This is a genomic window from Haloquadratum walsbyi J07HQW2 (genome assembly GCF_000415985.1).
GTDB classification, from domain to species: domain Archaea; phylum Halobacteriota; class Halobacteria; order Halobacteriales; family Haloferacaceae; genus Haloquadratum; species Haloquadratum walsbyi_B.
The window spans coordinates 491,219-493,938 of the sequence record NZ_KE356561.1 but is presented as its reverse complement, the minus strand read 5'-3'; the positions used below and the strand labels follow the sequence as shown (position 1 = coordinate 493,938).

Sequence of the window (2,720 nt, the reverse complement as noted above, 5' to 3'; positions counted from 1 at the left end):
CGTGCGACAACTCTACAACTACGCACTCACCGAATTCACCCAAACCAAATCCCAGCACAAAAACGAACACTCCGCCACCGTGTCTGGATGGTCAGAGACACGCTTCCTGCGCTCGCAGACTGGTGGCTTGACCTCACACCGATATACTCCATCGTCTTGCAGAAGGCTGTCGAGCGCATCCGTGATGACGTCGAGAACCTTGGTCTTGCTAAACTCACATCCAAAGGCTACGATGTTGGGTCGTTGAACTGGAAGAACCCACGTGAGTACCAGAGTTTCACGTACCGTCAATCGGGCTTCGAACTCGACAACAAGAGTGGCCCGAACGGTCGCGGACTCCTCGTACTCAAGCAACTCAGGGGAGACACTCGGAAGATTCCAATCCGCCTCCATCGAGACCTTCCAGACCACGACTCAATCACAGAAGTCACGCTCAACAACAACTCAACGGGAGTATGGGACGTCTCAGTCTGCAGTGAGGCCGACAAGCCCAAAAAACCCGCTGTTGAGAGCATCAAGCCTAGCCTAACGACACCATGGGAGTTAACCTCGGCGTCGTAAATTTTGCTCACGACTCGGACGGACGGTCGGGAGAGTTGAGTTGTTCGACGAGCGAGAGCGTGAGCGTCTCGAACGCGAGCAACGTGCGTTGTCTCGCAAGGAATGCGAATCGAACAATTGGGAGAACCAACGACGAACGACGGCGCGTCGCGGAGACTCATATTCGGATGTCGAACAAGAAGCACGACCTCAAGCACAAGCTCGCGCACTTTTACACCACTGAGAACGCCGCTGTGTTCGTTGAAAACCTGAATGTCAAAGGAAAGGGATGATTGAATCCCCAGAAAACGCGCGGAACAAGGCTGAAGTCGGATGGGGCGACTTCATTATCATTCTCGAACATCACGGTGACAAGAACGGCTGTCACGTTGTTCAGGTGAATCCACGTGGGACAACCAAGGAATGTGCATCGTGTGGTGTGGAGACGCGCAAGCCGTTGTGGGTGCGTGAGCATTCGTGCCCTGCGTGTGGGTTGGGTTCACACTTGACAGGGACAGAGGAGGGATTGGAATGCGGCGCTGAACGTCCTCTCTCGGGGACTCGAGAAACTAGGAGTGGTAGTGAGTCACTCCGAAGCAACGCCTGTGGAGACTGCGACCGCTGTGTCCACCACCGGTGGCGATTCTTCGTCCATCGTCGTGACTACAAGTCGCGTCACAGAAACAGGAAGCCCCGCCCTCAAGCAAGCACCGCGTAGCGTTGCTGAGTAGAGTAGGGCGGGGTAGTTCACCATTATCAATTGCCGTGACAGCCTGGTGGAAAATTCTGTTCAACTTAAAAATGGAAATGGAATGCAATTGATCATGAAAAATCCCTCTTTGATAGTCGTGAAATAAGTACATTCATATCAATGTTACAAACTGTAGAAGGTTTCTTTATGACCGTCGAGATTAATCGCCTACAAGAAATGACATGTAAAACGACGGAAATCACCAAAAATCTGATATGTATCAGATAGAGATTCAGTCAAATGATATCGCTGTGCTAATTCCGAGTTGAGACTAGTAAAACGAGCACACAATGTAAAATGAGCGATACGCTAGTTACCAGGTCACCGGATTACGTTCTTGTCTCTCGAAATCCCTCTTGAAATTCTTGAAATCCTTGAAATAGCTTATAAGCGATATATATGAGAGAAGTGGGAATGAGCACAATGACCGCGATGATTGATAGTTCCGGTCCGATGATAATCTGGAGGAAAACATACCCTGTCACGAGCATCGAAAGAGCAAGTCCTGACTGACGATTCATACCGTGCCGTCGTATATCAACACAGATTATTGCCGACGTTGAAGTGATGAGTCAGAAACACCCTGACCAGCATACATTCGGGACTCATTTTCGAATCAACTGAGTTGATCAGGGAGTGTGGTATTGTTCATGTTGTCGGAGTGCACGAGCGAGTGCAGTAACTTCTGATAACGAGTCGACATTTGGGTATACTTTAAGCAATTCTGATGTCCATATATCATAGCGTCTTGCATCATGAATAAACGCCTCAATTCGATTTCTAATTCGGTAGTGCTGCCTAGCAGAGAGGTCATCGGCAACTTTGACACCCGCAACTACCTCAATAAACCTACTGTACGCTGTAAGGTCAAACTGCACTTCATCTTCAGTATATGCGATTTCATCAGGGATATCTGACGGTTGATTCGCACCAGAAGAAAAGGATGACATCAATATATATTGTATATAGTAGTACGTGTGTATAAATTGACTGCTAGATAACCAGCGCAACTAAGCAAAAAAATTGTATTAGTTGATTTAATCATATTCGAGCTACAGTGGGAACGGCTTTCTTCAGTGCTATGTTGAGTTTAACTTTCTATTATATTATGCAACTCAACAGAGGATCGCTTGACTTCGCTGAGCGTCCAACTCGCCAGCGATTTTTACCAGAATATATGGGAGAATGCCCCTTCCTCAAGGAGGCTATTCTTTGATAGCCGAGTAGAGAGGGGAGGGGATGAATCCCACTCGCAGAAACCACAAACCAAACAACAACCGTTATTCAATCGCCCCAGAATCAGCATGTAATGATGAAATATGCATATCGCTTTCGAGCCTATCCTGACCGAACAGCCGTCACCTCGACAGCCGAACAGCATCTTGAAATCCATCGGCAAGCCTATCATCACACCACACCACACCACACC

Annotated in this window: 3 protein-coding genes and 2 pseudogenes; 4 read left to right on the top strand and 1 reads right to left on the bottom strand. The window is 48.2% G+C overall.

Annotation, left to right across the window (positions count from 1 at the left end):
- The 4 genes and pseudogenes from J07HQW2_RS17275 to J07HQW2_RS17260 all read left to right on the top strand — a co-directional run.
- Positions 1-561: pseudogene (locus J07HQW2_RS17275) on the top strand (RNA-guided endonuclease TnpB family protein); the annotation flags it as partial.
- Between the two features lie 40 nt (positions 562-601).
- Entirely contained in the window at positions 602-784 is a 183-nt protein-coding gene (locus tag J07HQW2_RS17270) for a hypothetical protein (protein WP_303703907.1), read from the top strand.
- 45 nt (positions 785-829) lie between these two features.
- Positions 830-979: pseudogene (locus J07HQW2_RS17265) on the top strand (zinc ribbon domain-containing protein); the annotation flags it as partial.
- Positions 980-1,121: 142 nt separating this feature from the next.
- A complete protein-coding gene (locus J07HQW2_RS17260; RefSeq protein WP_303704350.1) occupies positions 1,122-1,271 on the top strand; it encodes a hypothetical protein in 150 nt (49 codons plus the stop codon).
- Positions 1,272-1,920: 649 nt separating this feature from the next.
- Here J07HQW2_RS17260 and J07HQW2_RS02360 read toward each other — a convergent pair.
- Positions 1,921-2,241: a hypothetical protein gene (locus J07HQW2_RS02360; RefSeq protein WP_021053659.1), complete on the bottom strand. Its 321-nt coding sequence runs from the start codon at positions 2,239-2,241 to the stop codon at positions 1,921-1,923.
- Between the last annotated feature and the right edge of the window lie 479 nt (positions 2,242-2,720).

Bases quoted from the DNA above. Each gene is read 5' to 3' on its own strand.
- J07HQW2_RS02360 (WP_021053659.1), bottom strand. From the start codon at position 2,241: ATGTCATCCTTTTCTTCTGGTGCGAATCAACCGTCAGATATCCCTGAT.